23 protein-coding genes are annotated in these 26,322 nt (G+C 72.4%); 9 read left to right on the top strand and 14 right to left on the bottom strand.

What is annotated here, in order from left to right; genetic code table 11:
* Positions 1-19: 19 nt before the first annotated feature.
* From ACWD38_RS06645 to ACWD38_RS06615, 7 genes are read right to left on the bottom strand one after another with little or no spacing between them, the layout of a single operon-like run.
* The gene (locus ACWD38_RS06645; RefSeq protein ID WP_184480187.1) at positions 20-832 is read right to left on the bottom strand and encodes a hypothetical protein; all 813 of its coding nucleotides are present in this window, start codon (positions 830-832) and stop codon (positions 20-22) included.
* Positions 829-2,067 carry a class I SAM-dependent methyltransferase gene (locus ACWD38_RS06640; protein ID WP_450123517.1) on the bottom strand — a complete coding sequence of 413 codons (1,239 nt, stop codon included), beginning with the start codon at positions 2,065-2,067 and terminating at the stop codon, positions 829-831. Before ACWD38_RS06640 ends, ACWD38_RS06645 begins: the two co-directional genes overlap by 4 nt.
* The gene (locus tag ACWD38_RS06635; RefSeq protein WP_450123516.1) at positions 2,064-4,496 is read right to left on the bottom strand and encodes a non-ribosomal peptide synthetase; all 2,433 of its coding nucleotides are present in this window, start codon (positions 4,494-4,496) and stop codon (positions 2,064-2,066) included. Before ACWD38_RS06635 ends, ACWD38_RS06640 begins: the two co-directional genes overlap by 4 nt.
* A complete protein-coding gene (locus tag ACWD38_RS06630) occupies positions 4,496-5,824 on the bottom strand; it encodes a serine hydroxymethyltransferase (RefSeq protein ID WP_450123515.1) in 1,329 nt (442 codons plus the stop codon). The genes ACWD38_RS06635 and ACWD38_RS06630 overlap by 1 nt, the downstream gene beginning before the upstream one ends.
* Positions 5,818-6,081 (bottom strand): phosphopantetheine-binding protein, encoded by a 264-nt coding sequence (locus tag ACWD38_RS06625; RefSeq protein WP_450123514.1) that lies wholly within the window; start codon positions 6,079-6,081, stop codon positions 5,818-5,820. The genes ACWD38_RS06630 and ACWD38_RS06625 overlap by 7 nt, the downstream gene beginning before the upstream one ends.
* On the bottom strand, positions 6,078-6,884 hold the full coding sequence (locus ACWD38_RS06620; RefSeq protein ID WP_450123513.1) for a hypothetical protein: 807 nt from the start codon (positions 6,882-6,884) through the stop codon (positions 6,078-6,080). The genes ACWD38_RS06625 and ACWD38_RS06620 overlap by 4 nt, the downstream gene beginning before the upstream one ends.
* Positions 6,881-7,417, bottom strand: coding sequence for an isochorismatase family protein (locus ACWD38_RS06615; RefSeq protein WP_450123512.1), 537 nt, complete (start codon positions 7,415-7,417; stop codon positions 6,881-6,883). The genes ACWD38_RS06620 and ACWD38_RS06615 overlap by 4 nt, the downstream gene beginning before the upstream one ends.
* A 291-nt stretch (positions 7,418-7,708) precedes the next feature.
* On the opposite strand from ACWD38_RS06615, the gene ACWD38_RS06610 reads away from it, so the two are divergent.
* The gene (locus ACWD38_RS06610; RefSeq protein WP_450123511.1) at positions 7,709-8,683 is read left to right on the top strand and encodes a 3-oxoacyl-ACP synthase III family protein; all 975 of its coding nucleotides are present in this window, start codon (positions 7,709-7,711) and stop codon (positions 8,681-8,683) included.
* Between the two features lie 311 nt (positions 8,684-8,994).
* On the opposite strand, the gene ACWD38_RS06605 is transcribed toward ACWD38_RS06610, so the two are convergent.
* From ACWD38_RS06605 to ACWD38_RS06595, 3 genes are all read right to left on the bottom strand, one after another.
* Positions 8,995-11,586, bottom strand: coding sequence for an MMPL family transporter (locus ACWD38_RS06605; protein WP_450123510.1), 2,592 nt, complete (start codon positions 11,584-11,586; stop codon positions 8,995-8,997).
* A gap of 146 nt (positions 11,587-11,732) precedes the next feature.
* A complete protein-coding gene (locus tag ACWD38_RS06600) occupies positions 11,733-13,046 on the bottom strand; it encodes an RbtT/DalT/CsbX family MFS transporter (protein ID WP_184480162.1) in 1,314 nt (437 codons plus the stop codon).
* A 14-nt stretch (positions 13,047-13,060) separates the two neighbouring features.
* The gene (locus tag ACWD38_RS06595; RefSeq protein WP_184480159.1) at positions 13,061-14,152 is read right to left on the bottom strand and encodes an alcohol dehydrogenase catalytic domain-containing protein; all 1,092 of its coding nucleotides are present in this window, start codon (positions 14,150-14,152) and stop codon (positions 13,061-13,063) included.
* A gap of 572 nt (positions 14,153-14,724) precedes the next feature.
* On the opposite strand from ACWD38_RS06595, the gene ACWD38_RS06590 reads away from it, so the two are divergent.
* Positions 14,725-15,648, top strand: a complete 924-nt coding sequence (locus ACWD38_RS06590; RefSeq protein ID WP_184480156.1) for a sugar-binding domain-containing protein — start codon at positions 14,725-14,727, stop codon at positions 15,646-15,648.
* A 285-nt stretch (positions 15,649-15,933) separates the two neighbouring features.
* Positions 15,934-16,188 carry a hypothetical protein gene (locus tag ACWD38_RS06585; RefSeq protein ID WP_184480152.1) on the top strand — a complete coding sequence of 85 codons (255 nt, stop codon included), beginning with the start codon at positions 15,934-15,936 and terminating at the stop codon, positions 16,186-16,188.
* A gap of 167 nt (positions 16,189-16,355) precedes the next feature.
* Here ACWD38_RS06585 and ACWD38_RS06580 read toward each other — a convergent pair whose 3' ends face one another.
* Positions 16,356-17,639 (bottom strand): FAD-dependent oxidoreductase, encoded by a 1,284-nt coding sequence (locus ACWD38_RS06580; RefSeq protein ID WP_450123509.1) that lies wholly within the window; start codon positions 17,637-17,639, stop codon positions 16,356-16,358.
* A gap of 163 nt (positions 17,640-17,802) precedes the next feature.
* Between ACWD38_RS06580 and ACWD38_RS06575 the strand changes: the two genes are divergently transcribed.
* Positions 17,803-18,705, top strand: a complete 903-nt coding sequence (locus ACWD38_RS06575) for a LysR family transcriptional regulator (RefSeq protein ID WP_184480149.1) — start codon at positions 17,803-17,805, stop codon at positions 18,703-18,705.
* A gap of 720 nt (positions 18,706-19,425) precedes the next feature.
* Here the strand turns inward: ACWD38_RS06575 and ACWD38_RS06570 are convergent.
* Together ACWD38_RS06570 and ACWD38_RS06565 are read right to left on the bottom strand one after the other, a co-directional pair.
* On the bottom strand, positions 19,426-19,842 hold the full coding sequence (locus ACWD38_RS06570; protein ID WP_450123508.1) for a (R)-mandelonitrile lyase: 417 nt from the start codon (positions 19,840-19,842) through the stop codon (positions 19,426-19,428).
* Between the two features lie 196 nt (positions 19,843-20,038).
* Entirely contained in the window at positions 20,039-20,602 is a 564-nt protein-coding gene (locus tag ACWD38_RS06565; protein WP_450123507.1) for a helix-turn-helix domain-containing protein, read from the bottom strand.
* Positions 20,603-20,746: 144 nt separating this feature from the next.
* Here ACWD38_RS06565 and ACWD38_RS06560 point away from each other — a divergent pair, with 144 nt between their 5' ends.
* A complete protein-coding gene (locus ACWD38_RS06560) occupies positions 20,747-21,235 on the top strand; it encodes a YbaK/EbsC family protein (RefSeq protein WP_450123506.1) in 489 nt (162 codons plus the stop codon).
* Between the two features lie 411 nt (positions 21,236-21,646).
* Here ACWD38_RS06560 and ACWD38_RS06555 read toward each other — a convergent pair whose 3' ends face one another.
* The gene (locus tag ACWD38_RS06555) at positions 21,647-22,624 is read right to left on the bottom strand and encodes a LysR family transcriptional regulator (RefSeq protein ID WP_184480136.1); all 978 of its coding nucleotides are present in this window, start codon (positions 22,622-22,624) and stop codon (positions 21,647-21,649) included.
* A gap of 127 nt (positions 22,625-22,751) precedes the next feature.
* On the opposite strand from ACWD38_RS06555, the gene ACWD38_RS06550 reads away from it, so the two are divergent.
* The 4 genes from ACWD38_RS06550 to ACWD38_RS06535 all read left to right on the top strand — a co-directional run bounded on the left by ACWD38_RS06550 (position 22,752) and on the right by ACWD38_RS06535 (position 26,301).
* Positions 22,752-23,777 (top strand): SDR family oxidoreductase, encoded by a 1,026-nt coding sequence (locus ACWD38_RS06550; RefSeq protein ID WP_450123505.1) that lies wholly within the window; start codon positions 22,752-22,754, stop codon positions 23,775-23,777.
* Positions 23,778-23,854: 77 nt separating this feature from the next.
* Positions 23,855-24,607, top strand: a complete 753-nt coding sequence (locus tag ACWD38_RS06545) for an SDR family NAD(P)-dependent oxidoreductase (protein WP_450123504.1) — start codon at positions 23,855-23,857, stop codon at positions 24,605-24,607.
* A gap of 142 nt (positions 24,608-24,749) precedes the next feature.
* Entirely contained in the window at positions 24,750-25,169 is a 420-nt protein-coding gene (locus tag ACWD38_RS06540) for a putative quinol monooxygenase (RefSeq protein ID WP_450123503.1), read from the top strand.
* 454 nt (positions 25,170-25,623) lie between these two features.
* On the top strand, positions 25,624-26,301 hold the full coding sequence (locus ACWD38_RS06535) for an EF-hand domain-containing protein (protein ID WP_450123502.1): 678 nt from the start codon (positions 25,624-25,626) through the stop codon (positions 26,299-26,301).
* Positions 26,302-26,322: the final 21 nt, after the last annotated feature.

Below are 26,322 nucleotides of genomic sequence, written 5' to 3'. Positions count from 1 at the left end.
GCTCGGTCGGCGGGATCGGTCAGCGCGGTAGCAGGTCGTCGACCAGCCGCGCCGTTCCGGGGGCGCGCAGCAGGTCCTGGTACGGGGCCTCGCACTGCACGACCCGGCCGACCAGACCGGGGCGTTCGGCGGCGGGGAACGCGTCGAGGCCGTAGCCGTCGGTGGCCGAGTTCAGCGCGGTCGCCGAGGACCACAGCGGTCGTACGTCGAACTCGGTCGCGGCGGCGAGCCAGTGCAGGTAGGCGGCGAGGACGTCGGCGAGCTCGGTGCTGCGCCGCCCGGTGAGACCGGCCCGGCGGCACGCGGGCGGCAGGATCTCCGCGCACAGCGCGCCGAGCCCGGCGGCCAGCTCCAGCGGCCCGGCCGCGTCGGCGTCGACGGCCCGCCCGGCGCGGACCGACTCCTCGACCTCCTCCGGGGTGAGCAGCGCGGACAGCCGGGTCGTGGCGAGTTCGGCGAAGTAGTCGATGACCATCGCGCGGTCGGCCCGGTCGGGGTCGAACAGCACCAGCTCCGGCGGGTCCTGGAAGCGGGAGATCTCGCGGTGCATCGCACCGGCGTAGACGCTGCCGCTGCAGAACCCGAGCACCGCGCGCACCGGGCGCCCGGCGGCCCGGATCTCGGCGACCCAGGTCTCGACGTGGTCCTGCCCGCCCGTCCCGGCCGTCGGCCCGCCCGGTGGGGGCAGGGTCTCCCACGTGGTGTGCGCGGTGTTCAGACCCGCCACGAGCTCGGTGAAGTTCGCCGCGGGACGTCCCGCCATCGCGAAGTCCGCCGCGACGACGAGCCCGTCACCGCCCGCGCGCAGGACCGCGTGCACGCGCGGCGTCACCGGCCACCCGCCGGTGTCAGCGGCGACGGCCCGGTGGTCCACGGCCGGTCGGAGCCGGGGGAGGTCGGCACGGCCAGGCCGCGGGTCCGCCCGGCCCCGGCGAACACGGCGTCGTAGGCCGTGGGGTCGGTCGCCGACGGCGTGACGAAGCAGGCCCGTCCCAGCGCGGCGGCGGCGTCGACCACGTCGGCGTGGTGCATCCCCGGTCCGGGCGCGTCGGCGCCGGATCCGGTCGGCAGCGACCCGGGGTCGACGGGAGCCTCCGCGGTGAGCTCCCGCAGCCGGTCCAGGGCCGCCGCGATCGGGGTCAGCTCGGGTCTCGGGATGCCGGTGATCGCGGTCGGTGCCGAGCTCGCCGCCGCCCGCTCAGCCAGCGCCGCCGCCGGGGCGCCGTCCCACGGGGTGCGCTCGACCTCGGTCGGGTCGAGCAGGTCGTCGGCGCGGTGGTGCAGCCGCACGTCGTAGCGGAACAGGTTCATCTCGATGGGACGGCGGCCCGGTTTGAGCCGGACGTCGGCGGACAGGCCGTGCTCGGCGGCGAACGCGGTGAAGAAATCGGGGTGCACGACCAGTTCCCGGTCCAGCGCGGCCGAACCGGACAGCTGCTCGCGCACGTCCCCGGCGCTCGGGACCTTCGACGTGGCGCGCAGCCGGTTCGCGACCACGCACAGGTGGTGCAGGTCGCGCAGGTGCAGGCCGGGCACGTCCCCGATGAACACCGCGCCAGCCGGGGCGCTCACCTCGGCCATCCGGGCCAGCGCCCGCCGCAGGTAGTCGGCGCCGGGGAAGTGCTGGATCACCGAGTTGACCACGACGGCGTCGAACGAGCCGAGATCGCCGATCCCGTCGGCGTCGCGCACCGCGAACTCGGCGCCCGCCCAGCCGCCGAGCCCGGACCGGAGCCGGTCCACGCCGCGCGGCGAGATGTCGGTGCCCGCGTACCGGTCCACGTGCGGCAGCAGTCCGCGGGCGATCAGGCCGGTTCCGGCGCCGACGTCGAGGACGCTGCGCGGGTGCAGCGCCAGCACCTGCGCGACGGTGCCGTCGATCCACTCGATCACTTCGGCGTCGGTGTAGTTCTCGCCGCTGAGGCCGCTGCGGAATCCCGCGAAGTCCCGGTCCGGGCGGTCCCCGGCGTGCCGGTAGACGGCGTCGTAGATGCCGGTCCACTGGGCGAGGATGCGTTCCTCGCCGCTGGGGCCGGTGTCGGGTCGGGTGCCGATGGGGTCGGTCATGCGTCTGGCCCTCCGGGAGCGTTCGGGTCGGAGCGGTCGCGAAGCCGCCGCGCCAACCCGCGGACGGTGGGGTCGGAGTAGAGCTCGGTGGTGGGCAGGTCGGGGTCGAGCCGCTGCACGATGATCATCGCGGCGAGCGAATCACCGCCGGAGGCGTGGAATTCGCTGTCGCGGCCGAGCGGTCCGGTGCCCAGCACCTGCTGCCACACCTGCGCGACCCGGTGCTCCCACTCGTCGCGGGGCGGCTCACCGGTGCCGGTCGGTTCCGGGGCGGGCGCGGTGGCCAGCGCCCGCCGGTCGACCTTGCCGTTCGGGCTCAGCGGCAGCGCGGCCGGCCACGCCCAGGCTGTGGGCAGGAACGCCGCGGGCAGGCTCCGCGCGGCGTGCGCCCGCAACTCGTCGCCCGCCGGAGCAGGCCCGTCCGCGCGCACCACCACGTGCGCGGTCAGCTTCCCCGCGGGCGCGGCCACCGCGCAGGCCACCACGGCGGGATGGGTGAGCAGCACCGCTTCCACCTCGGCGGGTTCGATCCGCACCCCGCCGATCTTGAGCTGGGCGTCGATCCTGCCGAGCAGCTCCAGTTCCCCGTCGGGGTGCAGCCGCGCCCGGTCGCCGGTGCGGTAGAGCCGCTCGTGCCGGACGGGGCCGAAGGACCAGTCGGTGAAGCGGTCGGCGGTGCGCTCGTCGTCGCCGACGTAGCCGGTGGCCAGGCCCGCGCCGGCCAGGTGCAGCTCTCCCGGCACCCCGGCGGGCACCGGACGGTGGTGCTCGTCGAGCAGGTAGGCGCGCTGGTTCGCCATCGGACGGCCGTACGGGATGCTCGCCCGGCCGGGATCCGGCCCGGACCCGGGAACTTCGTGCACCGTGGAGTGGATCGACGCCTCCGTGGCGCCGCCGAGCGCGACGAACCGCAGCCGCGGGGCGAGGGCGCGCAACCGCGCGGGCAGGTCGGTGCCGACCCAGTCCCCGCCGAGCAGCGCCAGCCGCAGCGAGTCCAGGCGGGTGCCGGTCCGCTCGGCCCGCTCCACGAGCCGTTCCAGCAGCGCCGGCGCGGAGTTCCACACCGTGATCCGGTGCCGCAGCACGAGTTCCACCCAGTGCGCGGGGTCCCCGGCCCGCTCCGGTTCGGGCAGCACGACCGCGCCACCGGCCACCGGCAGGCCGAGGAATTCGAACACCGACATGTCGAAGCCCGGCGCGGACAGCGCCAGCGCGGAGTCGTCCGGGCCGATGCCGAACCGGGTGCCGAGGTCGACGAGGTTGTTGAGCACTCCCGCGTGGCGCAGCTCGATGCCCTTGGGGCTGCCGGTGGTGCCGGAGGTGTGGATGACGTAGCAGGGATCGTCCGGCTCCGCTCCCGCAGGGCCGACCGGAGCGTGTTCGGCGCCGGGGTCGAGGCGGATCTCGGGGACCGACGCCGAACCGGGCAGCCCGGCCGTGCCGTCCCCGATGACGACGGCGGCACAGCCCGCGCCTTCCAGCGCGGAGCGCAGCCGGGCCTGCGGGTGCGCTGGATCGAGCGGCACGTAGGCGGCGCCGGCGCGCAGCACGCCGAGCACCGCGACCAGCAGCTCCAGCGACCGGTGCAGGCACACGCCCACGCGCACGCCACGGCGCACCCCCGCGGCGCGCAGCTGCGAGGCCGCGTGGTCGGCGGTGGCGTCGAGCTCGCCGCGGGTGACCCGCCGAGCACCGTCGACGGCCACGACTGCCGTCGGGTCCCGGCGTGCCACGGCGGCCACCGCTTCGTGCAGCGTCGGGCCGGGCAGCGGCAGGTCGGTGCGGGTGGCGTTCCAGGCCACGAGCATCGCGTGCAGCTCGTCGGCGGAGGACACCGGCAGCGCGGACACCGGAGCGCCGGGTGCAGCGGCGGCGCCGTCGAGCAACGTCGCGAACTGCTCCACGAGTCGGCGCGCGGTCGGAGCGGCGAACACGGCGGCGTCGTAGTCCACCGCGACTCGCGGGGACGCACCGCCGATCAAGCGCAGGCACAGTTCGTCGGTGGTGCCGGGCCACGGTGCGTCCGGTGCCACGATCGCCACGCCCGTGCCGGGCGAGGCCGCGGTCATCGGCTCCTGCTCGGCGGAGATCCGCGCGACCAAGGTCGTGAACGGCAGGTCCTCGTCGACCTCGACGGCGACGATCCGAGACGGATTTCCCGGGCTGTGCAGGGTGAACGCCCGGTGGCCGTAGCCGGTGCAGCGCGCCAGCAGGGCCGCCGCCGCGGCGACGAGCACGGCGTCGGTACCGGCGCCGGTGGCTCGGGCCAGTTCCCGGACCGCCTCGGCGGGCAGCGGCCGGGCCGGTTCGCCGCCGTCGACGCGCGGGGCGTCCGGGTCACGACGCCGGTCGGCCGGGAACCGGACGGCGGTCGCCCCGGCACCGGGTTCCGGCGCGGCCGAGCTCGCGGTGCCGGGATTCCGCCCCATCATCGGACTCCTTCCGGCACGGGCCGACCGGGCAAGGGGAAGGACCGGGTCAACTCCCGCACTTCGGCGCGGATTTCGTCGCGCACCACCGGGTCGAGCCGGTACCGCGTCGCATCGACCGGCTCCGCGCACCGCAGCACGCGGTCGAGCAGCCCGGCGCACCGCGCCATCTCCGCCGGTCCCATGCCGCGGCGGGCGAGCACGTTGGTGCCGAGCCGCAGACCGCCCGTCACGGTGGGCGGTGCGGTGTCGCCGGGTACGGAATTGCGGTTGGCGAGGATGCCGCACTCCTCCAGCGCGCGTTCGGCCACCAGCCCGGACGGGCCGTCAGGACGCAGGTCGAGCATCACCATGTGGGTCTCGGTGCCGCCGGTGAGCAACCGGTACCCGAGCCCCCGCAGGGCCGTGGCGAGCGCCGCCGCGTCGTCGAGCACGAGACGCGCGGTGCGCTCGAACTCCGGCCCCCGCGCCCGGTCGAGCGCGCGGGCCTTCGCCGCGATCGCCGCCGGAGCCGGGGTGCCCTGGGTGCCGGGGAAGACCGCTCGGTCGATCAGCCGGGCCAGCGGAGCGCCGCCGGGTCCGGGGCGGTCGTGGTCGCGGCCGAGCAGGATCAGGCCGCCCCGCGGGCCGTCGAGCTGCTTGTAGGTGCTCGTCGTGGTGACGTGCGCGACGTCCACCGGATTCGGGTGCAGCCCGGCGGCCACCAGCCCGGCGACGTGCGAGATGTCCGCGAGCAGGTAGGCGCCGACCTCGTCGGCGATCTCCCGGAACCGCACGTGGTCGATCCGGCGCGGATGCGCGCTGGCCCCGGCCACGATCACGCCGGGCCGGTGCTCGCGCGCCGCGCGGGCGAGCGCGGCGTAGTCGATGCGGCCGTCGTCGCCGACGCCGTAGGACACCGGCCGGAACCAGCGCCCCGTGACCGACGCCGGGGCCCCGTGGGTGAGGTGACCGCCCGCGTCGAGGCGCAGTCCTAACAGGACGCCGCCGACCGGCAGCAGCGCGGTGAGCACGGCGAGGTTGGCGGCGGAGCAGGAGTGCGGCTGGACGTTGGCGTGGCTCGCGCCGAACGCCGCGCGCGCCCGCGCGACGGCCAGCCGCTCGACCGCGTCGAACCCCTCGGCCCCGGGGTGGAAGCGGGAACCGGGGTAGCCCTCGGCGGTCACGTCCGACAGCGCCGCCGCCCCGGCGGCCAGCACCGAGGCGTCCGCGACACCGGCCGAGGCGACCAGCGACAGCGTCTCGTCCTGGCGGGTCAGCTCGTCTTCGAGCAGCCCGGCCAGTTCCGGGTCCTCGGCGCGCAACCGGGTGGTACCGGTGCTCAGCACGGCGAATCCGGCGCCGGGGCCGGGTCACCCGCCGTCGCGGCCCGCACCCGCTCACCCAGCCGGGCCGGGGTGGGGCACTCGAACAGATCGGCCAGCGGCAGGTCGGCGCCGGTGAGCTCCTGGACGCGTTCGAGCATGACCAGCCCCAGCAGCGAATGCCCGCCGTGGACGAAGAAGTTGGAGTCGGCGTCGAGGTCGTCGTGGGACAGCGTCTCCCGCCACAGCGCCAGCAGAACGGACTCGAGGTCCTCGGTCATGTCGGCTCCTTCTCTCTCACCAGTCGTGCGGTGGTGCGCGCCGCCTCCGGCGTGCGCATCAGGTCCTCGTGGGAGACGTCGAGGTGGACGGCGTCGGCGACGAGCCCGGCGCGCTCGGCGGGCGAGAAGCCGAGCAGGCCCGAGCCCGGCGTCGACGAGTTGATCGCCGAGGCCGTCGTCCAGGACGGCCGCGGGCGCAACGACCCGGCGCCCGCCAGCCAGTGCAGGTAGGAGGCGGCGACGTCGAGGTAGTCGGCGGTGCGGGCGGCACCGAGCCCGGCGTTCGCGCACGCCGGTTCCACGACCTGGGCGCACAGCGCGACGAGCCGCTCGGCCAGGGTCGTGAGGTCGTCCTCGGTCGCCGCGGCTTCGGCGGCGGCGAGGGTGTCCGCGGCGCCGGGCGGTGCGAGCGCGGCGAACCGGGCGACGACTTCGCGGTGGAACGCCAGCATCGGGCGCGCGTCACCGGGTTCGGGGTCGAGCAGGATCAACCGGGTGGGCTGCGACCGGGAGATCTCCGCGGCCAGCGCGGCGGCGTACACCGCCCCGGTGCAGAACCCCAGCACCGCGCGGACCGGGCGCCCGCTCGCGCGGACGGCCTCCGCCCAGCGCGCCACTTGCGCGTCGCCGTCCGGCGAGCCGGCCGGTGGTGCCGGTGCGCTCTCCCAGACGGTCGGCCCGTCACCGGTCAGCGCGACGAGGTCGGCGAACGTCGCGATCCGCCGTCCCGCCGTGGCGAAGTCGCAGGCCAGCACGAGTTCGGAGCCGGGGCCGTCGCGCAGCGCGGTCCAGGCCGGGCTCATCGGTGGTGCTCCGCCCCGAAGTCGATCTCCGCCGCCAGCGCCACGTGGCAGCGGGCCGCCGCGGACAGACCGGGGAACACGTGGTTGTGGTGGGCGACGACCCGGTCCGGGGGCAGCACCCCGCCGGTCGCGGCGGTGGTGTGCCCGTCGCCGGGAACGAGGACGTCGAACGCGCCGCTCAGCGCGGCGCGCACCGTGGAGTCCACGCAGTACTCGGTGCTGAACCCGCCGATCACCAGCGTGCTCGCGCCTTCCGCGCGCAGCAGTTCGTCGAGGCCGGTGCCGACGAACGCGTCCGGCGTGTCCTTGACCAGGACCCGTTCCGAGCGGGTCGGCGGGATCGCGAGCTCCCATCCCGGCCGATCCGGTCCGAAGCCCGGCTCGCGGTGCTGGATCTGCACCACCGGGGCTCCGGCGCGCACCGCTCGATCGCGGAGGCCGGTCAGCACCTGGACGGTCGCGGCTCCGTTGAACGCCGATTCCACGTACTCGACTTGGAGGTCCACGATCACCAGCGCCCCTCCGAATTGCACGAGGCACCTCCTGTTTTCGTCGCGGATCCCGGAACAAACAAACGGCACCGAAAGCCATTTCCGCGTCGACCCATCTCGCCGCAATGAAAAAGAAGGGGAAATCCCTCACGAGTGATCCGGGCGGGGTGAGTCCTATAATGTAAAAAGACTGTTAAATCCACCCGATGATGACGGTGGAATATGCCGAGGCGACGTGTTAGTGTGCCATTCGCGGCGCGAAAATTGATTCTCGAAATGTTTGCGGAAATGAATTCCGACGCATGTGGCCGAGTGCGGCCCGGGAGGTCGTCAATGGGTGTCGGAGTAGTGGGAACGGGTTCCCACGTACCGCCGCGGGTCGTCGACAACGCCACCGCGGGAGCACCCGCCGGGGTCGACGACGAGTGGATCCGGCGCAAGACCGGCATCCGCGAGCGGCGCTACGCCGAACCCGGCGACGCCACCTCCGACCTCGCCGTCGCCGCGGCCCGCCGCGCGCTGGAAGCGGCGGGCACCGACGTCGCCGACCTGTCCCTCCTGGTCGTCGCGACCTCCACGCCGGACTCCCCGCAGCCGCCGACGGCCGCGGTCGTCGCCCACCGGCTCGGCGCGCCGCAGCAGGTGGCCGCCTTCGACCTCAACGCGGTGTGCAGCGGTTTCGTCTTCGCCCTCGACCTGGCCCGGCGCTACGTCGCCGGCGGCGGCACCGCCCTGGTGATCGCCGCCGAGGTCTACTCCCGCGTCATCGACCCCACCGATCGGCGGACCGCGGTGCTGCTCGGCGACGGTGCGGGCGCGGCGGTGATCGGCCCGGCGGCCGACGACCGAAGCGTGCTCGGCGTCCGGTTGTCGTCCTACGGCGAGCTGGCCGGGGTGGTGCGGGTCGAGGCGGGCGGCAGCCGGATGCCGACCAGCGCCGAGACGGTCGAGGCGGGGCTGCACCACTTCCGCATGGACGGCCGCGAGGTCGTGAACTTCGTCCGCGGCCGGGTGCCGCCGGAGGTGGACCGGCTGCTCGCGGGCCTGGGCCTGACCAGGGACGACGTCGACCACGTGATCACCCACCAGGGCAACGGGCACCTGATCCGGACCTTGGTCGACGACCTCGGCCTCACCGGCGCCCGGTTGCACACCACCGTCGAGCGCTACGGCAACACCGGCGCCGCCTCGGCGGCGATCACGCTGGACCAGGCGCGTCGCAGCCCCGGCGTCGAACCCGGGTCGATCGCGCTGCTGGCTACCTTCGGAGGCGGAATGTCGGTGGCCGTGGCTCTGCTGCGCTTCTGATCGCGCGCGCTGTGAATGCGCTTTCGCGCTGTGCGCCGATGCCGGGGGAGTGTCGCCCGATCGATTTTGACGACGCGGATCGGCCGGTCATCTCACCATTCGGACATTCGCGGTTCGGGTTCGAGTGCGGCGATGCCGGAAGGGGCTCGCCCTCATTCGTCCGGAAGGACCGAGTGCTGGATTCGGGAATGTGTTCGCCGAGTAATCGTCCGGTCGCCCGCGGTCGCGATTCGATTCGCCGAGAACGGGCAGGGCGGAGCATCGGAAGTGCGAACCACCGGTGAATTCCCCGTGCGCGATGCGCCGGCACGTCATCTCACGGGTGCGAGCCGTCGGGTGATCTCGGCGGAGCTCTCCACCGGTGCGATCGGCCGGGTGATCTCGGCAGCGGACTCCACCGGCGGGATCGGGCGGGTGATCTCGTGGGGGCGCACGGGCTCGATCGGCAGGGTGCGCTCACAGGGGTGCTCCGCGAGCGGGATCGGCCGGGTGATCTCCCCGCAGCCCTCCGCGGGCTCGATCAGCCGGGTCGCCCCCTCCTGGTCGTCCACCGGCCACGGCTCGTGGAACGGTTCCGGATCGTCGACCGGCCACAGGTCGTCGAGCGACTCGTCCACCGGCCACTCGTCGAGCTCGTCCGGCCGCCCCGGCTCGTCCGGCCGCCCCGGCTCGTCCGGCGGCTCCGCCTCGTCGCGCGGCTCCTCGACCCCGGCCCGCTCCTGCAAGCGCCGCAGCGGCCCCGGCGCCCACCACGCGGCGTCGCCGAGCAGCCGCAGCACGGCCGGTACCAGCACCATCCGCACGACGGTGGCGTCCAACGCCAACGCCAGCACCATGCCGACACCGATGAACCGCATCATCAGGATGCCCGAGGACGCGAACGCTCCGGTGACCACGATCAGCAGCAGCGCGGCGGCGCTGATCATCCGGCCGGTCCGGCCGAGCCCGGTCCGCACCGCCTCCTCGGTGGTGGCGCCGCCGGCCCGCGCCTCCACCATGCGGGACAGCAGGAACGCCTCGTAGTCGGTGGACAGGCCGAACACCACGGCCGCCATGAGCACCACCACGCTGGCCTCCAGCGGTGACGGCGTGACGCCCAGCAGCGAAGCGCCGTGCCCGGCGTCGAAGACCCAGGTGAGCACGCCGAACGTCGCCGAGAGGCTGAGCGCGCTGACCACCACCGCCTTGACCGGCAGCAGCACCGATCCGAACGCGAGCAGCATCAGCACCGCGGTCGCGCCCACGATCAGCAGCGCCATCCACGGCAGCCGGTCGGCGGTGGCCTGCAGGCTGTCGGCGTTCGCCGCCGTCGGACCGCCGACCAGGACCAGGGTGTCGGCCGGTGGCGCCAGCGCCCGGAGGTCTTCGACCGATCGGACGGAGCGGTCGCTGAAGGCGTCCTGCTCCAGCGCGGCGTTGAAGACGACGACGTTCTCGTGCGCTCCCGCGGGTCGCAGCTCGCCCACACCGGCGACGTCGCCCGCCGCGGACCGGAAGCCTTCGACGTCCTGCGGCGGGGGCGGGGCCGTGCCGTCGCCGCGCAGCACGATCCGCACGTCGTCGTCGCTCATCGCGGGGAACTCGCGCGCGACCGACTCGACGGCCTGCCGGGCGGGATCGTCGGCGGGCAGCATCGCTTCGTCGGGGCTGCCGAACCGCACGTGCAGGAACGGCGCCCCCAGCGCCAGCAGCACCACGACGATCGGCACCGAGGTGAGCAGCGGTCGTGCCATCACCCGGTCCGCGAGCCCGCGCCAGCCCCGCCCCTCGGACCCGTCGCCCGCGGCCCCGCGGTACCAGGGCAGCGCGAGCGCGTCCACCCGGTGTTCGAGCAGGCCCAGCAGCGCGGGCAGCAAGGTCAGCGAGATCGCCGCGGCCAGCGCCACGGCCGACATCCCGCCGTACGCCAGCGAACGCAGGAAGTCCTGCGGGAAGAACAGCAGCCCCGACAGCGCGATGATCAGCAGGGTGGAGGAGAAGGCCACCGTGCGCCCGGCGCTGGCCACGGTGCGCCGCACCGCCTCGGCGCCGCGTCGGCCCTGGCCCAGTTCCTCCCGGTACCGCCCCACGATGAACAGCCCGTAGTCGATGGCGAGGCCGAGGCCGAGCAGGCTCGCCACGTTCACCGCGAACACGTTGACGCTGGTGAACAAGCTGATCAGGTGGAGCAGGCCGAGCGAGCCGAACACGGCGAGCCCGCCGACGAGCACGGGCAGGCTCGCGGCGACCACGCCGCCGAAGATGAGCACCAGCAGCACCAGCACGACCGGCATGGACACCGCTTCGGCCCTGGCCAGATCCGCGGTCGCCCGCTCCTGCAACGAGGCCTGCATGGGCGTCTCGCCCGCCACCTGCGTCGACACGCCTTCGACCTGGAGCAGTCCCGCGATCCGCTCGTAGGAGCGCAGCTCGGCGTTCGCGTCGTCGCCGGCCAAGTCGATCACCGCCAGCGCGACCTGCTTGTCCTGGGTCGCGAGCTCCGGCACCGGCGTGCGCCAGTACGACCGCACCCGGGTGACCGCGCCGGGAGGGAGCGCGTCCAGCCGCGCGCCGATCTTCGAGGCCATCTCGGGGTCGTCGACCGTCCGTCCCGGCGGGGCCGTGTAGAGCACGAGGACGTCGGCGGCTTGCTCGCGCAGCGCGGCGTCCCCGACCCGCTCCGCCCGGGTGGCCTGGCTGCCGGGGTCGTCGTAGCCGCCGTGGCCGAGGCGGTCGAACACGCCGAGGCCCCAGACGCCGCCGGTGACCACGGCGAGCAGCACGAGGAGCAGCACGGGCAGTCGGAACCGGTGGGCGGCCGCGCCCCAGGACACGAACACGGACCCTCCTTCGTCGGCTCGCTGCCCGGACGCGGCGCCGGTGCCGCCCGAGTCGGCGTCGTCCGCCGATCCCTCGGCGCACACCGAGTGAACATCGTTCACTCAGTTGGCGGCGAGAACAACGTGTCGCCGCACACCAGGCGCCCGACGGGGCGGTCTTCCCCGCAAGACGCAGGTCCGCCCGTGGTCGAGGGGACCACGGGCGGACCTGGGGGATCTACCGGACTCGATCAGCGGCTCGCGGCCACCGCCGAGCGGTTCTCGTCCTCCGGGACCTTCAGGTAGCCGACCATCACGAAGGCGGCGACGTAGAGCAGGACGAACGCCCACACGACGCTCGCGTTCCCGAGGCCGATGGCGAGGACGACGGCCGGGACGGCCGCGCCGAGGAAGGCCGCGCCGCCCGCCGCGGTGGTGTACATGGCCATCGCGGCGCCCTTCTGCTCCGGAGCGAGCGCCGGCATGATCGCGCCCATCGGCACGAATCCGGCCAGCAGCGCGCCGAACAGGCAGCCCGCGGCGGTGGCGGCCCAGAAGCCCCACGCGGAGCCCGCGGGCACGAGGTGCGCCACGTACCACCAGGCGAGCAGGCCGAGCGCGGATCCGAAGACGCCGAACCACTGCACGGTGCGCCGCCAGCCCCACTTGTCGCCGATGGCGCCGAACACGGCGTTGAGCAGGATGTTCGACGCGTAGACCAGCGTCGTCATGATCAGCCAGCGGGACTGGCCCCAGCCGAGCTCGTCGGCGATCACCGTCGGCAGGATGATGAACATGCCGTACTGCGGCGCGGTGTTGATCAGCCGCACCAGGAAGCCCATGAGGATCTTCGGCCGGCGCGCGGTCAACCGCAGGCCCGCGGTGAGCACCTCGGTGGTGGACAGCTCCGCCGAGGCGACGCGGCGGTCGCCCCGCGGCTCGTGGACGGCGAACTGGGCGATCAGGAACCCGATCACCACGAGGGCGATCGAGGCCACCATCGCCCCGGTCTCACCACCCGTGCCGCCGCCGAAGGCGGGGATCATGCCCAGCGCGTACAGCGAGCCCAGCGTCGGCAGGCCACCGGTGAACATCACGTAGAACCAGCCGACGGCCTTGCCGTTGCGCTCGACCGGGGTGACGACGTTGACCCACACCAGGAACGCGAACGCGAACAGCGGATAGCCGAACCCGCGCAGGAAGTAGGTCAGGAACACCAGCGGCAGGCTGCCCAGCGCGAGGCTGGCCAGGAACAGCAGCTCGAACACGACCCACACGACGACGCCGAGCTGCATCACGCGGCGCGGCCCCCACAGGTCGGCCAGCACCCCGGAGAGGTAGCTGCCCACCAGCACGGACACGCCGTACATGGAGATGATCGTGCTGACGGTGGTGGCGGGACTGCCCAGTACCGTCTCGATGTGCGGGGAGATGAAGTTGGTCTCGGTCCCGTTGCCGGTCATGAAGATCAGCACTGCGAGGAATCCCCAGCGCAGGGAGTGCGGGATGCCGATCCGGTCGAGGAACGTCTCGCGCTGCGCGCCCGTGGTGGCGGTGTCGGTCATGGTGTTCTCCGCCTTCACGCGTTGGGCAGGATCGAGACCTTCACCGACGCACCCGAGGTGTCGGCGACCAGGTCCAGGGCTTGCTGGAAATCGCTCAAGCCGAACTGGTGGGTGCAGATCTCGTCGACCGGGATCTTGCCCTGCTCCAGCAGCTTGATCGCCGCGGGCCAGCAGTGCGGCCCGAGGTGCGCGCCGAGGACGTTGAGCTCCTTGTCGTCGGAGATGATCGACCAGTCGACCGTCACGTCCGAGCCGAAGACCGAGTACTCCACGTAGGTCCCGAGCTTGCGCAGCAGGTTCAGCCCCTGCCCGACCGCCGGGGTGGCGCCGGTGCCCTCCAGGTAGACGTCGGCGCCGTAGCCCTCGGTCAGTTCCGCGACCTTCGCGACCACGTCCTCCTTGGCGGGGTTGAACGTGACGTCGGCGCCGCAGCGGCGGCCCAGTTCGAGCTTGTCGTCGTCGAGGTCGAGCGCCACCAGCGTCATCGGGTTCTTCTGCCGCGCCCCCGCGATCAGCCCGAGGCCGATGGGTCCGCACCCGGCCACGACGACCACGTCGCCGAAGTTGATGTCCGCCCGCTCCACCGCGTGCAGCGCGCACGAGAGCGGTTCGGCGTAGGCCGCGTGCTCCGGCTTCAGGTCGTGCGAGACCTTGTGCGCCCGCGCCTTCTTCGGCACCAGCGTGTACTGGGCCATGGCGCCGTTGTAGTTGCGGAAGCCGAACATGTCGTGCGGCCCGCACATCCAGTACTGGCCGCGCCGGCAGTAGCGGCACTCCTCGCAGGGCACGATCTGCTCGCAGGCGATCCGGTCGCCGATCTCCACCTTGTGGTGGCCCAGCGCCTCCTGGTCACCGGCGACGATCGTCCCGACGAACTCGTGCCCGGGAGTGATGCCCTTCTGCGCCCAGGCGGCGCGGTTCTCGTCGCCCCAGAACTTCGCCGCGCCGTGGTAGCACTTCAGGTCGCTGGCGCAGACGCCGACGGCCTCCACCTCTATCAGCAGTTCGCCCGCGGCCGGCCGGGGGACGTCCACCTCTTCCAGGCGGTAGTCCTCCGGGCCGTGGACGACGACGGCCGTCATCCGGCTGGGAATGGGGTTCGGCACCTTTGCCTCCAGTGGTTCCATCACATTCGATCGACCCGCTCGCCGCAGCGGCGGGTCCTGTTCGCTCTCGGGGTCGGCCGCGGGCCGCGGCGGCGAGCTGAGCGCCCGCCACCGCCGACGCGCGGCGCGGACCGCCGGCGGCGCGGAAGCCGCCGGGAACGGCCGGACCGGCGGATCCGTCGGAGATCTCCGCCGCTTCCGGCATCGTCCCGCGCGGTTCGGTTCCGCGGGATCGCCGCCACTGCCGCCGGGGTGCCGCCTCGCCCGATCGAGGGGAGGTGCGGCGGGGTGGGGGAGGAGCTCGGTGTTGCCGAGCCGCCTCGGCGGCGATCAGCCGGGCGCTCGCAGGTCGCCGTGCGGAGGAGGTCCGGGCAGCGTCGAGCGCCGGCGGCGGTTCGTCCCCGCCGCTCGGTCCGGCTTCGGCCAGCCGGTCCTGTCGCGTTGCCGTGCACTGCTCTCCTCGCACGTCTGACCCCGATGTCGACGAAGTGCTAACCTTCCGACCCGCGCCGCTCATCAGTCAACACCGACCGCTCAGATGAGCGGTCGACGGCGGGCAGTCGGGAGACCAAGTGGGTCCGGAGCGCCAGATGCTGGCCGCGCTCGTCGCGACGAAGCACTACTTCGAGAAGCAGACCAAGTCGCAGATCGCCGACGAGCTGGAGCTGTCGCGGTTCCAGGTCGCGCGGCTGCTCGACGCGGCGCACGCCGAGGGCATCGTGCGGATCACCGTGGAGCTCCCGTCCGGTGTGGACGCCGAGCTCTCGGACCGGCTCCGCCGCCGCTTCGGGCTCACCCGCGCGCTCGCCGTCGTCACGGCCGACGATCCCGCGACGCGTCGGCGCCAGCTCGGGAAGGTCGCCGCCGACCTGCTCGGCGACGTGGTCACCGAGGACGACTGCCTCGGTGTCGCGTGGGGGCGCACGCTCGGCTCGATCCCCGCCGCGCTCACCAGGTTGGCGACGTGCCCGGTGGTCCAGCTGACGGGCGTCGCGGGCTCCGTCTCGGAGAACACCGTCGAGCTGGTGCGGCAGATGTCCGCGGTCAACGGCGGCCCGGCGACCCCGATCTACGCGCCGTTCGTCGTCGCCGACACCGCGACGGCCCGCGGGCTGCGCAGCCAGTCCGGGATCGCCCGCGCCCTGGAGCTGCACCGGACGGTGACCCGCGCGGTGGTCGGTGTCGGCAGCTGGGACCCGCCCGATTCGAAGATGCACGATTCGCTGCCCGTCGAGGAGCGGCGGGCGCTGCTGGCGAAGGGCGTGCAGGCCGAGGTGTGCGGGACGCTGCTCAACGCCCGAGGCGGAGTGGTCGGCGGGCTCGAAGACCGCTGCATCGCCATCCCGGCGGAACTGCTGCGCCAGGTCCCCGAGGTCATCGCGGTCGGCGGCGGCGCCACGAAGATCAGGGCCATGCTCGCCGCGATCCGCTCCGGCCTCATCCACGGCCTCGTCACCGACGCCACCGCGGCCGAGGAACTGCTCTCCCTGGAGTGATCCGGGCAGCGGCGCACCGGCCTCAATGCCGGGCATGCGGCAGGCGCGGTCCGATTCGTCGCCACCGGCCTCGGTGATCTGGACGCGGTACCCGAGATCGCGCGGCCGGTCGATGTGCTCGTGCACGACGCGAGGCGCGTGGCGACGGGCGTCGGGAGACGCTGATCAAGGTTCTGCGCCTGGGACGGCGGCGGTGCGCCGCGTGCAACGGTTCGGATGCGAAAAGCCTCGGGGCGGCCGAGCTGCCCTAGGCTCCGGTCCCCGAACCCGACCGAAGGTGGTGCCATGTCCGGCCATTCGGATCGCAAGCCCGTCCGCAAACGACTCCGCAACACCGGTTGCCTGATCGGGCTGATCGTGTTGCTGATCCTGCTGGGGCTGATCATCCTGCTCGCGGCGATCGCACAGGATCCGACCGGTGCGGCTGGCGGAGTCAACTACTGGTGGGGGCAACTCGGTGACGGAGCCCGAGCCGTGTTGGGCGCTCCCATCGACTTCTTCGGTTCGCTGCTCGAATTCGGCCGCGAACTCGGCGGCTGACCCGAACCAGGGCCCGGCGGCAGGCTCCGGTCCGCCGGGCCCGCCGGGCCCGCGGCGGTGAACCGCGATCGTCCGTCCATTGAGGACAAAGTCGGTCGCGACCAGTGCTGCGGTGTCATGTCCTCCGGCGATGCCTCGCCACTGCACGTGCGACGCTCGACGGGGTGTCATGCGGACGTGACATCCGAGCCGACTCCCGTCGAGCACTCCGCGAACGTGCCGTTCCTGCGGCGCTCTTTCCGGCTCGTCCGCGAGAGCAGGTCGGTGGGCATGAAGTCGCTGTTCATGGCGCGCGGATCGGCCGAAGCGCGCAAGACGGGGAAGACCTCGGCGCGCATGTCCGCCTCGTAGCCGGCGATCGCCTCCAGCGGCTCCGCCTCGCCCCTGGCGGCCCGGTGCAATGCGGTCGTCAGCGCCGCGGCGTCGCGCAGGGCGCTGTTGGCCCCGGCGCCGAAGGTCGGCGGCATGGCGTGGACGGCGTCGCCGAGCAGCGTCACCCTGCTGGTCTCCCATGGCTCGGCCGGTTCGAGGTGGCGCACGGACTGCGGGAACAGCGTCGCCGGGTCCACGTGCTCGACGAGGCCGGCCAGCGCCGGGTGCCAGCCGGTGGTGGCGGCGCGCATCGCGGCGTGGAGCCGATCGGGCGCGGCGCTCCACAGGTCCGGGACGTCCGGTGCGCCGGGCGGGAAGTTGACGTTGACCATCATGTACGGCTCGACCGGATCGATGACGGCGTCCGGGGCCAGCTCGGCCGCCGCTTCGGCGACCGGGCGCCGCGGCCGGTAAGCGCCGTAGGCGAACGCGGTTCCGTCCGGACCGGTCGCGATGACGAAGCCGTCGAACAGCGCCTCCGGCAACGCGGCGGCCAGCTCGTCGGTCAGCGGTGCCCGCGAAGCCAGGCCCCGCATGCCGGTGTCTACGGTTCGCACGTCCGGGAGCAGCTGCCGCCGGACCGCGGAGCGGATGCCGTCCGCGGCGACGAGCACGTCCCCGGTGGCCGATGACCCGTCGGTGAACGACAACCGGACGCGGTCCCCGTCGTCCTCGAAACCACTGACGGTATGTCCGAAGTGGACGATCTCGTCCAAGTCCGCGCTCATGATCTGGCGCAAGGCGCGCCGGTCGACCGCGGTGTGCGGGCGGGCGGCATCGTTCGCCGGGCCGATGTGCGGGCGGGTGCCGAGCTCGCGCGCCCGGTGGTCGAGCACGACCAGGCATTCGCGGCGCGGCGTCTCCCGGGAGGTCTGCGCGTAGAGCTCGTAGAGGTTCTCCGGCAGGCAGTGCCGCAGCGCGCCGCCGCCCGCGCCGTTCATGTGCAGCCGGTACCCGGACCGCACGATCCCGGGGGCGCTCTCGTGCACCGAGCAGTCGATGCCCCTGCTGCGCAGTCCTTGCGCCAGGCAGAGACCTCCGATGCCGCCTCCGGCGATCAGGACGTGGAACGACGACACGGTTTCCTCCTCGAATCCGGTGGCGGGGAAGGCGAAGTCCGTTCCCCGCCGGGTCACAGCTGCTCGACCTGGGACCTCCCACCCTGGCCCGGCGATCCGCATCGGGGAACCCGAAATTCCCTATGCTGGTCATCGGTATGACCGATGACCGAGGCGAGGTGTCGTGGGGCTCGATCTCAACCTGCTCGTATCGCTGGACGCGCTGCTGCAGGAACGCAGCGTCACCAACGCGGCACGGCGGCTCGGGCTGAGCCAACCGACCTTGAGCACCGCGCTGGCCCGGTTGCGCCGCCACTTCGGCGACGAGCTCCTCGTCCGCGTCGGCAACGGCCACGAGCTGACCGCGCTGGGCGAACGCCTCGCCGAGAACACGACGCACGCCCTGTCGTGGACCGACCGGGTCTTCCAGACCCGCTCGGACTTCGACCCGGAACGCTCCGAGCACGAGTTCACCCTGGTCGTGGCGGACTGCCACCTGCCGACGTTCGGCAGAGCGCTGGTCGACCTCGTCCGGCGGCACGCGCCGCACGTCAGGTTGAAGTTCCAGCACAGCACGACCCACGTAGTGCAGCGGGCGTCCGAGCACCTGCGCACGGTCGACGGGATCGTGCTCCCGCAGGGAGTGCTGGTGAACTTCCCCTCCACGCACCTGTACCGGGATCGGTGGGTCTGCGTCGCCTCGATCGGGTCGGAGCCGTCCGGGACCGTCGCCGACCTCGGCGGCCGACCCTGGGTGGCGGCCTACCGGCCCCCGTTCTCCGCGCTGTCGCCCATGCCCGGCCCGCTCGCCGAGCACGCGCGGCTCGACGTCGCCGTCATAACCGAGGACTTCCTGTCGGTCCCGCACCTTGTCGCGGGCACCGACCGGCTCGGCCTGATGCCGGAGCGGATCGCCCGCATGCAACCGGAATCGGCCGGCATCACCGTCGTCGACCTGCCCTTCGAACTCGGCTACCTCAACGAATCCTTCTGGTGGCACCCGGTTCACGAACGCGATCCCGCCCACAACTGGTTGCGGCACATGGCATCGCGGGCCGGCCGGGCGATCGATCAGGGCGGCGCCTGAACGACGGAGTCGCGGCGTGCGCCTTCCCCGTTCCTGATTTCTCCGAACGCGCGCCGCGCCGTCCCGTTCCAGTGATCCGTTCAGGGCATGGCAGAAGGCGGAAGTGGCTGAGGATCAGCTTCGGCGCGTCAAGGGCGACCAACTGGGGGGGATTGAATGAAGCGACGTCTAGGTGCGGCTCGCGGCGTGGCCATCGCGGCGGCAGCGATGCCGCTCGCCACAGCGCGCCCAGGATTGCACGACCCATCTCGGAGCCGATTTCATCGTCGCGCCTCAGGTGCAGACCAGCCGCGGCTTGGGTTCAGGGCGGTTCCCCAAGCCGTGGTACCGCATCACGGGCCTTGAGCGCGCGGGGGTGACGCCGGAGCACGCCACGGTCGCCTGCGAACTCGCGCGGCGATCACGCCGGCCCGGTCGCACCCCGCAGCCGATCCGGCGACCGTCCTCTGCGGACTCCGACCGGGCATTGCGACGGGAACGCGCGGTTCGGCTCCGCCGCCGCGATCACCGCTCCAGCAAGAGGTCGTCGGCGGCCTCGTTCGCGGCAGCGCCGTTGATGCCGGAGGACGACGACGGCGCCCGCTCGGGCGAATTCACGGGCCGTCTCATCCCCGAGCCGGTGCCGAGCGCGACTTGGCCGGTGAATCGGGTTCGCCGGTGACTCCTCGTGCTGTGCCGTGCCGGGCGCGGTGCGCGCCGCGCCCGTGGATCCGGTGGTCGTCAGGCGGGGTTCTCGGGTTCGACGTGGTACTCGTCATCGGTGACGTGCCGTCCCCAGGTGACGGCGTTTCCGGACTCGTCGTTCTGCTGGATGGCGATGTGCACCATGAACCGGTTGGGGGCGGCGCCGTGCCAGTGGTTCTCCCCGGGCTCGAAGAAGACCCGGTCACCGGCGCGGATGGTCTCCACCGGGCCGCCTTCGCGCTGGCACAGCCCGATGCCTTCGGTGACGAAGACGGTCTGGCCGTGGGGGTGGGTGTGCCAGGCGGTGTGAGCACCGGGCGTGAAGTGCACGGCAGCGGCGGCGAAGGTGGAGCTGCCCGCGGGCGCGGCGACGGGGTCGATGTAGACGTCACCGGTGAACCAGTCGGCGGGACCCTGCTGGGTGTCGAGGCTGCTGCTGCGGGTGATCTGCACGGCGTGCTCGCTTCCTGTCGTCGGTGCTGGTGTTCAGCGGGTGTGAAGACTTTCGGTGGTGCGGCGTCGGTATTCGCTGCCGTGAAGCCGATCCTGCTGCCGTTCCGGTTACCGCGCCCGGCGCGGGCCGGGCGGCCCTCAGTCGGTGACTCCCGAGCCTGGCAGAACCGGTGGTGCTGCAGCCGGGCCGGTCGGTTCACGGCTGGTTGCGAGTGATGACCAGCAGTCCGCGCACTTGTTGCTTTCCGACGCGCTGGTAGACGTGGTCCCGGCCGGCGTCGAAGGTCGCGAAGTCGCCCGCGCCGATCTCGACGGTGGCGCCGACGGGGCCGACGAGGATGCGGCCGGAGTAGAGGTGCAGGTGTTCGTGCGTGCCGCGCGGGTGGCCGGTCGAGTGCTGCGTCGCCGCGTTGTGCAGGCGGAAGTCGTAGATCTCCGTCGAGGTCGCCCTGCCGGCGGTGGTGTGGAGCAACCATGCTTCGACGGCCTCGCCCGCCACGCGCGTCCCTTCGCCACGGGGTACGACGCGGGGCGGCACGACCGCGTCCGGTTCGGTGATCAGATCGGCGAGACCTGCGTCGAGGGCCGTGGCCAACGCGTAGAGCGTGTCCAGCGTGGGGTTCCCGCCACCGGCTTCGATCTGGGTCAGCGTTGCTCTCGACATCTCCGCTCGACGCGCCAGCTCCACGACGGACAGGTCGTTCTGACGGCGCAACCTGCGCAGGTTCGCTCCGAGCGGCACCTTCCCGATCTCATCCATGCTGACCATTATGGCAGTCATGGTGACTGCTGTGATAGACACTGGGTGGAAAGCGGGAAGACGGCGCTGGCGGTTTTCGGTGCTGATCCCGCGGTTCCGCCGGTGCGCGAACCCGCCGCACCGCCGAGTGAGGAAGGGTTCACCATGACCGAGGTCGAGCAACTGCCGGAGCGCAGCCGGATCGTGCAGCGGCACCTGGCCGACGCGGGCCTGACCGCTCGCGTCCGCGAGCTGCCCGATTCCACCCGCACCGCTGCGGAGGCGGCCGCGGCGCTCGGCTGCGAGGTCGGTGCGATCGCGAGCAGCCTGCTGTTCCTGGCGGACGAGGAACCGTTGCTGGTGATGACCAGCGGACGGCACCGCGTGGACACGGCCGTCCTCGCCGATGAGCTCGGTGCGACGACCATCCGGATGGCCACCGCGAAACAGGTCCGGGCCGTCACCGGCCAGGTCATCGGCGGGGTGGCCCCGGTAGGGCATCCGGCGCCGGTGCGCACGGTGATCGACCGGGCGCTGGCCGATCACGAGATCATCTGGGCCGCCGCGGGAACCCCGCACGCGGTCGTGCCGCTCACCGTCGACCAGCTCACCGCGCTCACCGGTGGCCGGACGGTGCGGGTCGCGGCGAACTGACGCTCGCCGTCGGGGTTGCCAGCGCGCCCCTCCGGCGAAGAGGTGGTGGCGGGAGACGCTGCTCTCGGCGCCCGAGCCGCGGTGGAGCCGCGCACGTCGTCCTCGGTGCCTGCCGAGGCCCCGATGACATGCGGTGCGCGCTTTTCCCGATTCCGATTCGGTTTCCCGCCGAGTGCCTCCCGGCCGGATGACCGAGAAGCGGCGTCGAGAACACCGTCCCGTTTCGCCGTCGCGGCAGGGTTGGCGCCCGAGCCGCCCAGATCGAGGTGCGCTACGACGGGAGGGGCGAGTTCGCCCGCAAGTCGCGGTCGCCCGCACCTGCGCGCTCGGCCGAATCCGGGGAGTCGCCGGGTGCGGCCGGTCCCGTCGCCGGGCGGCGAGCTCTTGCTCGGCCCGGGTTTCCGCGATTCATCAAGCCTCCGAACGTGATTCCCCCTCGGCCAGGGTCAAGGGCGCTTCCCGGAACCGGCCGTCCTGGTCGACGCGGTTCGGCCGCGCCGGTGAGACGGTGGCGGGCACGTGCCAGGACTCCTGGCGCAAGAAGCCGAGCAGGGCCTTCTCCGCCGGGCCCGCACCGGGCCGGATGGCGGCCATCGCGGTCTGGGACACGGCCGGGAACACCGGGCGGGCGAGATGCTCGTGACCGTGCGGCACCGCGGAGGCGGGTACGAGGGTCGCGCCCAATCCGTGAGCAGCCCACCGCACGGCCGTAGCCGTCTGGGTCGCCCGCGCGACCGCGGTCGGGGTGAGGCCGTTGTCCCGCAGTACGGTGCGCAGCACGCCGTCGAGCGCACTGTCCTGGTCGAACCGCACCCACGGTTCCCGAGCGAGGTCGCGCAGCTCGACGCGCTCCGCGGCGAGCCGCGGATGTCCCTCGGCCAACACCACGACGAACTCCTCCTCGCCGAGGTGGTGCCCCTCGTACAGGCCCTCGTCGCACGACCCGGTCACCAAGGCGAGGTCCAGCACGCCGCGGCGCGCCAGCCGACCCAGCTCGGTGGGGTTCGGTTCCTCGAAAACGGTGACCTCCAGCCGGGGGAAGCGACGGCGCAGGGCGCCCAGCGCGCCGGGCAGCTGCCGCGTGCCCAGGCCCATCTGCGCCGCGACGACCAGCTCGCCCACCAGGTCCTCGGCACCGGCCCGCGCCGTCGTCCTCGCCCGGCGCGCCGCCTGCACGGCGATCTCGGCGTCCCGCAGGAACGCCCGGCCGACGACGGTGGGCACCAACCCGGTCGGCGTGCGGGCGAACAGCTCCACGCCGAGGTCCCGCTCCAAGCTGCGGATCTGCTGGGACACCGACGGTTGAGCGACGTGCAGCAGTTCCGCCGCCGCCGTGACCGAGCCCGCGGCGGCCACGGCCAGGGCGTAGTCGAACTGGCGCAGGCTCATCGGCTCCCTGTCCCTCCGCTCCGGTGGACCGCGCGGTCCACCGCGTCGTCACCGGGAGCAACCGAGTTCCGCCGCCGGAGATTCCCGTTCCCGGCCAACGGCGCGCCGCGCCTCCGCATTCTCGCAGGTGCCTGAACCGCAGCCGCCGGCCGTTCAGGCACCGGTTCGCGAGCAGGCGACCGAGCTGCCGCACCCGCTACCCGGCGTGCCCGAGTGCGGCCATAGGAGTCTCCTATGGTCCCGACCAAGAATGCGTCTTTGCTTTCCGAATACGAGCCTCCGTAGCTTGAAGAAATCAGCGATGCGGACACCGCAAAGCGCACTGGAGTTGTGCGAACGAGTCATTCGCGTCGATCGAATCCGGAATGAAGAGCGGAACCAGGACATGACATCCATCCAGCACGGATCGGCAACGCAGGAGCTCAAGGGAAAGCGGGCTCTCGTCACGGGCGGTACTCGCGGAATCGGTGCCGCGATCGTGCGCAGGTTCGTGGAAGAGGGAGCGGAGGTGCTCGCGGCAGCGAGGTCGGTGCCGGACACCGCGCCGGAAGGGGCCGGTTACGTAGCGGCCGATCTGCGGACGCCGACCGGGGTGGAGGAAGTCGCGGCCGCCGCGTTGGAGCGGCTCGGCGGTGTGGACGTCCTGGTCCACAACGCCGGTGGCGCGGGCCCGCACGCGAGCGCGCTGGCCATCTCGGAGGACGAGTGGCAGGACGTGCTGAACCTGAACCTCATGTCGGCGGTGCGTCTGGACGCGCTGGTGGCGCCGGGTATGCGGGAGCGGCGTTCGGGCGCGATCGTGCACATCTCCTCGGCCGCCGCCTTCCCGCCGGTGCCCCAGGTCGTGCACTACACGTCGACGAAGGCGGCGCTGGAGAATTACAGCCGCGGGATGACGGCGGAACTCGCCCCCTTCGGGGTCCGGGTGAACGTCGTGACTCCCGGTCGAACAGACACCCCGGGCGGGGCGCGCAACCGGGAGGAGATCGCTCTCATGGGCGAGGGCGCGATCGAATTCCCCGACGTGCCGTTGGGACGTGACGGTCTGCCCGAGGACATCGCCGAAGCGGTCCTGTTCATCGTTTCCGACCGGGCGAGCTGGATCGCCGGCGGCAATCTCGTCGTCGACGGCGCGGAATTCCCCCGGCGCTGACGTCGCCGGAATTCCGGTACGCACCGGGCCCGGCGAGAACGACGGGTCCGACACCTCATCACGAAAGGCCGCCCAGCATGGAATTGCGAGGCATCACCGCTCTCATCACCGGCGGGACTTCTGGAATCGGGCTGGCGACCGCTCGGCTGCTGGCCCGCGACGGTGCCGAGGTCGTCATCTCCGGCCGTGACGAGCAGCGCGGCAAGGACGCCGAACGGGCGGCGGGAGAGGACGGCGCGGTCCGATTCGTCGCCGCCGACCTCGGTGATCTGGACTCGGTCCGCGATCTCGCCCGGCAGAGCGGCCCGGTCGACGTGCTCGTGAACAACGCGGGCATCTACCCGGCCGCACCGACCGTGGAACAGAGCGTCCAGGGCTACCAGCAGATTTTCGACGTCAACGTCCGCGGCGCCTACTTCCTCGTCGCCGCGCTCGTTCCGCACATGCTCGCGAAAGGCGAGGGCGCCATCGTCAACGTCACCTCGATCACCGCATCCCGGGGCTTCGCCGGGTCGTCCGCGTACAGCGCGTCCAAAGCGGCGCTGGACGCGCTGACCCGGAGCTGGGCTGCGGAATTCGCATCCGGCGGGGTCCGGGTCAACGCCGTGTCTCCCGGATCCACCCGCACTGAAGGAGTGCTGCGGGAAATGGGCCCGGAGGCCGACAAGGCCGTGACCGAGATCCTGGGGATCCCGCGGTTGGCGCAATCCGAGGAGATCGCCGAGGCGATCCGTTTCCTCGCCTCCCAGCGAGCCGGCCACATCACCGGCACCACCCTCGACGTGGACCTCGGCGCCGCGACCACGTGGAGGTATCCGGCCGCCCGTTGACGACTTCGCCCGAACGGCGCGCCGCGCTCGCTTCGAGCTGCGGGCGCGCTGTTCGGGAGGATCACGACGGCGCGGGCGAAGCACCGCCCGCGCCAGGACGAGCACGTCGACCACATACCCCGCGACATGACGGAGGCAGAAGATGCTCACACCCGGCCCGAACGGCCCGGTACGACCGATGACCCGGGCGGCCGCAAGCGGAACCGAAGTCTGGGCCGTCGCGCGTCTGAAACTGCACGAAGGCAAGCTGGAAGAGTTCAAGCGTGCGGCGGCGAAGTGCCGAGAAGCCACCCGCACCCGGGACACCGGAACGCTGCGGTACGAGATCCACCTCAGCGCCGACGAGTCCGAGTGCGTCTTCATCGAAGGTTACCGAGACGTCGGCGCACTGCTCGAGCACAACGCCAACATCGGTGCTCTGCTGCCCGCGATGCTCAGCACCGGATCGGTTTCCGCCGAACTCTTCGGGCACTTCAGCGATGAGTTCAAGACGCGGTGGCAGGGCGATCCCGTTCAGTTCTTCGCTCCGCTCGAAGCTGCCCGGAGTTCGGCCGGCGCCTGATGCCGGGAGAGTCGGTCGGTCGCAGGCAGCGCCTGTCACGTTGCCTGCGCGACAGGTGCCTGACCTCTGGTTCGACCGCCGGGGCGGCGATGTTCGCCCGTAGTAGCCGAGACGCGTCGTTCAGAGGAACCATGCCTCCTGCTCAGGTCGGCGACTTCGTCGCCGCGGAGATCGGTAAGGAACGGCCATCGCTGTGACCAGGGACAGCAACGGGCCGTCGCCTTCCTGGAAGTCGGCACCAGGTCGCCCGCAGAGCCAGGCCCCCGGGGCCACGGTCGTGCTGTTGACGGCGAAGCCCTTCCTGGCGAAGAAGCGAAGCGACGGCGAACCCGCCCGAGCACCCCGAGGCCGGTTGACGAAGCTCCGGACTGCTGGAAGACCACCACGGCATTCGGGGCTCCGCGATCCCAGGTCGACCTGCCCGCCCTCCGGCTCGGCCAGGTTCATTCCCGACGTGTTCTTCCTGCTGACGCTGAGGAAAATCGTCGCGAGCTCGGAGCAGGCATCGAGGCGTGATCATCCCATCGTGTCAGGCGTGGCGGCTGCATCGGTTGATCTCGGTCGGACAAGATCATCGTGTTCGGCACGACGTTCAAGGAGATCACCGGTGACCACCGCATTGCTGAAGACCAAGCACGACAAGCTGTTCGACCTGCTCGACTACGACGGCAACGGCGCGATCGAACTCGCGGACTTCGAACAGCTCGCCGCCGACCTGGTGAAGGCAGGTACCGACAACCCGCACGCCCAGTCGGCGGAAGCGGTGTTCTCGGCATACCGTCGCGCGTTCGAGCGCTTCGCCGCGCACGCCGACACCGACCGCGACGGCACGATCGACCGGGACGAGTTCCACGCGGCGATGGCCACGCAGGCCGACCGCGAGGCTCGGGTCGACGACATCTGGGGCCCGACCTGCGACGTCGAGTTCGACAACGTCGATGTCGACGGCGATGGCAAGCTCGACCGCGACGAGTTCGCGACGCTGATGGCCGGGTTCGGCCAGACGCCGGTGGCCCCTCTGCCGGGTTCGATCGGCTGGCCACCGAAGGTGCCATCTCCCGCGAGGCGTACTACCAGGCTTGGAAGACCTACGTCAGCAGCGACGACGTCACCGCGGGCGCGAACGCCATGATGGCCTGATGGCACGAGGGGG

The organism is Saccharopolyspora sp. NPDC002578 (genome assembly GCF_053592695.1).
The sequence above is the reverse complement of the archived record's forward strand: the minus strand, read 5'-3'. Positions and strand labels throughout refer to the sequence as shown.

Excerpts from the sequence above, each read along its gene's own strand:
- ACWD38_RS06620 (WP_450123513.1), bottom strand. The coding sequence starts at position 6,884 with ATGAGCCCGGCCTGGACCGCGCTGCGCGACGGCCCCGGCTCCGAACTC.
- ACWD38_RS06610 (WP_450123511.1), top strand. The coding sequence starts at position 7,709 with ATGGGTGTCGGAGTAGTGGGAACGGGTTCCCACGTACCGCCGCGGGTC.
- ACWD38_RS06540 (WP_450123503.1), top strand. The coding sequence starts at position 24,750 with ATGCTCACACCCGGCCCGAACGGCCCGGTACGACCGATGACCCGGGCG.
- ACWD38_RS06555 (WP_184480136.1), bottom strand. The coding sequence starts at position 22,624 with ATGAGCCTGCGCCAGTTCGACTACGCCCTGGCCGTGGCCGCCGCGGGC.
- ACWD38_RS06635 (WP_450123516.1), bottom strand. The coding sequence starts at position 4,496 with ATGGGGCGGAATCCCGGCACCGCGAGCTCGGCCGCGCCGGAACCCGGT.
- ACWD38_RS06600 (WP_184480162.1), bottom strand. The coding sequence starts at position 13,046 with ATGACCGACACCGCCACCACGGGCGCGCAGCGCGAGACGTTCCTCGAC.
- ACWD38_RS06545 (WP_450123504.1), top strand. The coding sequence starts at position 23,855 with ATGGAATTGCGAGGCATCACCGCTCTCATCACCGGCGGGACTTCTGGA.
- ACWD38_RS06560 (WP_450123506.1), top strand. The coding sequence starts at position 20,747 with ATGACCGAGGTCGAGCAACTGCCGGAGCGCAGCCGGATCGTGCAGCGG.
- ACWD38_RS06625 (WP_450123514.1), bottom strand. The coding sequence starts at position 6,081 with ATGACCGAGGACCTCGAGTCCGTTCTGCTGGCGCTGTGGCGGGAGACG.
- ACWD38_RS06585 (WP_184480152.1), top strand. The coding sequence starts at position 15,934 with ATGTCCGGCCATTCGGATCGCAAGCCCGTCCGCAAACGACTCCGCAAC.
- ACWD38_RS06565 (WP_450123507.1), bottom strand. The coding sequence starts at position 20,602 with ATGGATGAGATCGGGAAGGTGCCGCTCGGAGCGAACCTGCGCAGGTTG.
- ACWD38_RS06640 (WP_450123517.1), bottom strand. The coding sequence starts at position 2,067 with ATGACCGACCCCATCGGCACCCGACCCGACACCGGCCCCAGCGGCGAG.